The 6223-nt window shown below is 60.5% G+C and carries 3 protein-coding genes and 1 pseudogene; all 4 read right to left on the reverse strand.

Annotation, left to right across the window (positions count from 1 at the left end; translation table 11 throughout):
• A partial coding sequence (locus HQL52_19585; protein MBF0371645.1) for a formylglycine-generating enzyme family protein occupies positions 1-607 on the reverse strand: 607 nt, incomplete at its 3' end.
• A 162-nt stretch (positions 608-769) separates the two neighbouring features.
• Positions 770-1927, reverse strand: a pseudogene (locus HQL52_19590) (formylglycine-generating enzyme family protein).
• Between the two features lie 1361 nt (positions 1928-3288).
• Positions 3289-4266, reverse strand: coding sequence for an AAA family ATPase (locus HQL52_19595; protein ID MBF0371646.1), 978 nt, complete (start codon positions 4264-4266; stop codon positions 3289-3291).
• Positions 4263-6149, reverse strand: a complete 1887-nt coding sequence (locus HQL52_19600) for a hypothetical protein (protein MBF0371647.1) — start codon at positions 6147-6149, stop codon at positions 4263-4265. The genes HQL52_19595 and HQL52_19600 overlap by 4 nt, the downstream gene beginning before the upstream one ends.
• Positions 6150-6223: the final 74 nt, after the last annotated feature.

A 6223-nucleotide genomic window follows, 5' to 3' on the forward strand; every position in this document is an offset into this window, starting at 1 on the left:
TCCCCGCCTTCTCGTGGGGATACTGCTTTTCCGACCAGTCGCTGCTGTCCCAGCCGTTATCCAGATCAAAATCAACCCCGCTGTTGCCGCCGTACCAAGCAATGGGATCCAGGGCCGGGGCATTCCTCTCGCCCAGGATCTCGATCGCACCGCTATAAAGAGCGGTCGTGCTACCGGCCCGGCAGGCGTATTCCCATTGCGACTCCGACGGCAAAGTCAGTTCAAGACCGGAAACACGTTCGTTGATCCGGTTTATAAATTCTTGGACATCATCCCAACTCACCTGCTCTACCGGGCGGTCGGGGGTTTGGAATTTACTCGGGTTCTCACCCATCACCGCCTGCCAAAGCGCCTGGGTGCAGGGGGTGTCAAACAGCCAGTAGCCCTGACCAATCACCACCTCATGACGCGGGCCTTCCCTATCAAAGCGACCCGGCTCATCCTCGGGTGAACCCATCGTAAAACGACCGGGGGGAATCCAGCGCAATTTTTGCCGGGCCTCACCAACCACGAACTCCCCCCATAGGCCATGACGGTCCCGGCCCATGGCGTCGGCCCAAGAGGGACGGATGATACGGCGAAAGCTCAGGCGCTCCCAGTCGCTCATGACGATGAACGAATGGGTATGGGGAATCTCACAAAAATTTTGCTGCGGCTCCTCACGAAGCCTCAACAGGGCCGTTCCGCTCGGCGGAAGCTGCGTCCCTTGGCGCTCCGCTTGCCAAGGGAGCGCCGCCTCCACCGGCTCCACAGCCTGCCCGCCTGCCTGGCTCACGGGAACTCGGGCACAACGGAAACCCAGGTGGCCATCGCGGTAGTCGGAGGAGTACCAGTAACGGTACGCCGCGCGCACGAGGCGTGCGAAGGCGAGCCAGGACCCGCCGCGAATGACACGGTTGCCGCCAGCCTGACCTTCTTCCAGCCAGGGGCTGCCGTCGGTGGGTGCGCCTTCATAATTTTCATGCCGATGGTCGGCGCACCACTCATACACATTACCCAGCATATCGTACAAACCCCATGAATTGGGAGCCTTGAGCCCCACCGGACGGCTCCCAGCCTTCTCGTGGGGATACTGCTTTTCCGGCCAGTCGCTGCTGTCCCAGCCGTTATCCAGATCAAAATCAACCCCGCTGTTGCCGCCGTACCAGGCAATGGGATCCAGGGCCGGGGCATTCCTCTCGCCCAGAATATTTATCTCACCGGTATAAAGGGCGGTGTCCGTCCCGGCCCGGCAGGCATATTCCCATTGCGACTCCGACGGCAAAGTCAGATCAAGACCGGAAACACGATCGTTGATCCGGTTTAGAAACTCTTGGATATCATCCCAACTCACCCGCTCTACCGGGCGGTCGGGGGTTTGGAATTTACTCGGGTTCTCCCCCATCACCGCCTGCCAAAGCGCCTGGGTGCAGGGGGTGTCAAACAGCCAGTAGCCCTGACCAATCACCACCTCATGACGCGGGCCTTCATCATCATAACGACCCGGCTCATCCTCGGGTGAGCCCATCATGAATCGACCGGGCGGGATCCAGCGCAATTTTTGAACAACTCCTTCCAGGGAAAACGTCACCCACGCCCCATCATCATCCCGCCCCCACGCCTCAGCCCACGGCGGTGGCGCGCCGGATTTCCAGAAGGGGGGAGGATCCACCACCGCAGCAGACTTATCCTCCGTTAGCTGAATCAGTCTGTTGCGAGTCGTGATGGTGGCCAGCAGGCTGCCCTCCTGAGATCCGCCCACCTCGATACGGCATTCCCTTTGCCGCAATGGAAAGGTTCTGGGTGCCAGGGTGGAGGCTACTTGGGCGGGATCAAAACCGGGCGGCGGCGGTCGCTGCGGGTCGGTGTGGTAGGCTTGATACCAAGCGGCCAGGAAGATGCGGGAGAGTCCCGGATCATACCAAAAAGCCGTCGGGATGCGTTCCATCCCACGGCTCCCCCAAGCCAGAATGGTGCGCTTCAGTGGACTGTCATCGTCCGACCACGCCAGCCGCCCGGCCTTCTCCAGGGTACTCCGGGCAGCCTGGAGAAGGCCGGGCGGGACCAACCGTTGAGAGCGGGGAGTCAGGCTCAACACCTCTTCGTAGTAGATCTCTGCCGGGAGGCACGCCCGCCAGTTCAGCAACTGCTCCAGGACAGCCCGGCGGACCTCTTCCGGCTCCTCCTCGAAGGCCTGTCGAAGACGACCGGCATCGTCCGGGTGTAGGGACGCAGCCTCGGCATGATTGCTCGACAGGGATGGGTGTTGCCATACGTCGGATTCCGCACCGGCATCCGCCCCGCCAGCCCCCGGGCAGAGACGAACATCGCGCAGGAGCCCCGGTTCGATGCGTACCGCCGGGGATACCAGGCGCAACAGGCGTTCCGCGTGAGTGGCGGGGGATACCGCCGGGGCGTGAGAAGAGACCGACCGTTCCCATTCCAGCAGGGTCCAATGACGCAGCCGCCCAACCGGCCAGCGGTGGCGGGCGGCAGGCATCAAGGCCACGGCGCGGCACCCCGCCGCCCGCAGCCGAGCGCCCAGCTTCTCCCACCGCCCAACCAGCTCCTCAGGTGAGGTGGCCAGGCAACCCAAATCCCCCAGCACCATCACCAGGCTGCCGGGGGGCGGCAACACATAGGTTTCGGAGCCACGGCGGGTCAGCATGAACGGCCCAGCTCCCCCTTCGAACATGCGGGCGTATGCGACGCCCTCGTGGGGAAACAGCCGACGAAGGTGGAAGGCCATCAGATCCTGGTCCTCCCAGAAGGGGGTGAGACGCCGGCTGCGGTCATCGATGATCTGGACTTCCGACCCCCAGCGCAGGCGCTTCTTACGGGGCAGGCGACGCACGAACCTCCCCTCGCCAAGGAGTTTCACCAAGCGGTTCAGGTCAGGAATGCCGCTCTCTGCCGGCTGTGCGGCGGCACGCCTCAACCGGGGCAACGCCTCGCTCCAAGTGGTGAGTGGCCGCATGGCGGGCGCAGCCCCGGAGAGCAGGTTCCCGATCAGGGTTTCCGGAGGCGGAGGCGGCGGTGCCGTATCGTCCCCGTGGCCCTTCCCGGTGGCCTCATAGGCCACGGGCTGCCAGAAAACCGCCTCCTCGACCACCGGGGCCTGCGGCTCGGGCGCAGACCGGAAAACGTCGTCACGTCCTGCCGATGGCTTGTCATCCCGATCGACCTTGCCGCCGTTTTTTTCCCTGCGACGCAGCTGTTCCTCAAAACCGATCACACGCGCCATGGCGGCTAGCGCCGATGGCCCGTGGGCCAAAGCCCGGACGAGATCGGCACGTCCCCGCAGCGTGGTCACGTCGGCGCCTCGGGATGCTTGCGTAAGGCGAAGCGCCCAATCCGCTTGAGCGTCCGGCGCTGTCCACGCGGATCGTCGGGGTGCAGGGCAAGAACGGCACGCACCAGGTCCAGGTACTCTGCCTGTCCCGGCAACGGAAACCAGTTGCGGTTTCTGGCCTCCAACCGATCAGCGGCCAACTGTAGGGCGGCGGCTTTCAAAACCCCCTTGTTGGCAGCGGGAAAATGCCGACTGCCACGGCGCGTCAGAAAAGCAACCAGTTTGTCGTCATCAACCGGCAACTCAAGAAACAGTACCAGGCAACGGCGAAGAAAAGCATCAGGCAGCGCCCGCTCCTCGTTGGTAGTGATCATCACCAGAGGCGGCACGCCGGTCATTCGGATCGGCTCGATCCGTCCGGGAGGAGTGAAACGACCAGCACCCAGGGCTTCCAACAGGCTGTTGGGAACGTCGGTTTCAGCCTTGTCGATCTCATCGATGAGAATGACTGCACCGTCGCTCTGGGCGTTCCATCCCTCCGGCTCCTCGAAGGTGCCCAGATTCCCATGACGCGCCCTGCCTTTGGCATCCTGCCAATCGAACGCCCACCACAGCGGACCGGGACGCAAGTAGCGGTCGATGGCCAGCCGCTCGCTGATCCGGTCGGGGTCAAGACCCAAGGCCGACGCAAGCTGGGCCTCGGCCAGGCGCTCGACGGCATCAAACTGCCACAGCAGATCCCCCGGCTCGGTGCGCGCATCAACAACATGGGAGACGTAAGCACGACCCAGCTCGACGGCAACCGCGTGGGCAAGCTGGCTCTTGCCGATGCCGGGCTCTCCCCGGACCAGCAGGGGACGACGCGCAGCCAAGGCGGCGTTGACCGCTTCGATGCTGTCCGTGTCGAACACGTGCACAACCCCCGACACACCCCCCTGAGGGGGAAGCGGGGTGTAGTGACCCTGTTTGAAAGTGAGATAAGAGGAGGGATTCATGCGCAATTCACCAGCATATCGACTGGAATGTTGAAACTCTTCTTGTCCTCCCTCAGTCTATCGTACTTTTCGGAGAGAGAGATGAAGAGGAGTGATGGGTAGTTTTTATTCATATTCTCCAATCTCATCCTGAATTGTTCGTCGACTCTGCTGGCATCGAAAATGTGATACCAGACGATCGGCCTTAAGGTAATAGGCTCTTTCGGGTCCGATGGAGACATGAAATACTCGACCAACTGGAGCTTTCTGTTTCGACTTTCCATCGTGCCAGGTTCAAACTCCCTGTCGATCACTTCGTGGTCACGAGGATTGAGAGTTTCCTTGATCAACTGGTCCTCAAGCCTGTGGAAAAAATTATCGACCGGATCTTCACTCCACCCGCTTTCCGGAGGCAGAGGGATCCCGGTGCGACCCAGCGTGTAGCCCTTTTCACCCTCCGTCCTGCGGAAAGAGGCCGCCCGCTCCATGGCGTCGGCCATGATGAACTCAGCAGCGGTTTCCGTGCCGGCGTTCATGATGATGATATACATGTTGGGATCGGCCATCTGCCGACGCACGTCCCGAATATCGGAAATCGGCATCCGCACAGGCACAACCTTGCACAGAATATGGCTCCCTACCTTTGCGGCTTCCGGGTTCGATGACACAAATTCCCCATACAGATTCACGAGAAGGGCGATCAGGCTGCTTACGTTCAGGTTGAGTAGCCGATCCGCCAAACTTCCCGTATTGAGGCCTGCTGATTGTAATTCGCTGTCGAGGTAATCACTCGCCTCCTTGGAATTATTCAGTTGGGTCGCGACCTCGCGTTTGACGTTGTCCAACCGCTTTTTGCGCCGCATCTCGTCGTGCCAATAAAGGCTTTCAAGGAATTCGGGAATGCGGTGAAGGCGTTCCATGGCCATCATCCTCCGGAAACCGGAACGAAGAGGATCTTCCCCAGTGCTGCCGATGACACCGACCACCGCCCCCTCTCCATTGAAAACCGGAACACCCGACAGGTTGCCGAAATTTCCATTATTCGGAAAGGAAATGCTCGTTTCAAACATTTCACCGACCGGCCCACCGATTTCACCGGTCACCTCGAAAGAATGGGTCGGACTGGAGTTGAGCGGAAAAGCCAAACTTTTCCAATGCATCCCCTCCTCCAGATCGTCGAAAGATACTTTGGCGTGCCTCCCAGCCATCTCCAGGGGGAACCGACAGTCTAGGAGAGCGGCATCCACATCGCCATTCCCTCTCCAGGCAATATCCGTGATCGGCTGCCATTCCTCCCGGTGGGGCCACCGAATCTTGATCCGGCTCGGTTTGGTGGCAGCTGGTAACAGTGCGTTCAGAGAAGTGAGAATACGATCCGGCGCGACCGGCAATCCCACTGCAAACCGACCGTTCATGCCGCTGTTGGAGTCCGGAATGAAGATCTGCACCAGCAGATCCCGGGGCAAGACTTTCTCCCCCGTGGTGTGAGGCGCAGAAGTCATGGAAGGGGGCTGGTCCATCCTCTCCGATGTTCCCGGCTTTTTTCTCCCCGATCCACTGGGGGCCGGACCTTGGGTGCTCCGACTCTTCGTGGAAACATCAGTGATACCGGCCGATGGCTCGACTCCCCCACTGTTGTTCTGGGGTCTTACCTTGACCGTTGGATTGGAACCGACCTCTTTGACTCCCCATCCCTGAATGGCAATATGCTCATGTTCCTTGGCTTTCAGCAGGTCCTGAACGAGAATTTGTTTATAGTTGTCATCCTGAACCCCCTCGACCACCAGGTCTTCCTTGATTTCCAACCCCCTGACCAGTGTAGTGATACAGGATTCCTTGGCGTGGGTGATCATTCCCTGAAAATACTTCCAGTCCATCTTCTGCCACTTGATTCGCCCAAGCATGAGTCCCCCGAAAAAAGTCCGTTCAAGCTTGATAGCATTCCCAGGCCAGTTGACTGCTTGATGTGAAAATCTCA

This window comes from Magnetococcales bacterium, assembly GCA_015232395.1.
Taxonomy (GTDB): domain Bacteria; phylum Pseudomonadota; class Magnetococcia; order Magnetococcales; family JADFZT01; genus JADFZT01.

What these genes read in the sequence shown, in the direction of transcription:
- HQL52_19595 (MBF0371646.1), bottom strand. Translation starts at nt 4,266, where the DNA reads ATGAATCCCTCCTCTTATCTCACTTTCAAACAGGGTCACTACACCCCG.
- HQL52_19600 (MBF0371647.1), bottom strand. Translation starts at nt 6,149, where the DNA reads ATGCTTGGGCGAATCAAGTGGCAGAAGATGGACTGGAAGTATTTTCAG.